Annotated in this window: 1 protein-coding gene; it reads right to left on the bottom strand. The window is 49.8% G+C overall.

The window, feature by feature from the left end; all coding sequences use genetic code 11:
* Positions 1-68 precede the first annotated feature (68 nt).
* A partial coding sequence (locus QUA16_RS33680; protein WP_333108755.1) for a hypothetical protein occupies positions 69-303 on the bottom strand: 235 nt, incomplete at its 5' end.

The following is a 303-nucleotide window of genomic DNA, read 5'->3' on the forward strand; positions in this document are numbered from 1 at the left end:
TAAAGGTTTCATCCTATTTTACCTTTTTTGGTCTACCCCCTTGACAATTTGCACTTTTTCTTAACTTGTCACAAATGGCCCAAGGGTGTCAGGGAAACCATACTCACTTTGTACCGACTAGGATTTGCAGAAGTGGGCGATTGGAGCCCCGTACAACGTGCAGCTAATCCGAAGCAGGTGATGAGCGTGCTGATCCGTCGGAAGCGATCGACTGATGATACACCGCCGAGAAAATCTGGACGGTAAGCTGCGCTGTCATTCTGATTGAAGCGAAGAATCTTCGTGGGGTGGGCGTCTCGCCCG

The organism is Microcoleus sp. S13_C3 (assembly GCF_036700905.1).
Lineage (GTDB): Bacteria > Cyanobacteriota > Cyanobacteriia > Cyanobacteriales > Microcoleaceae > Microcoleus.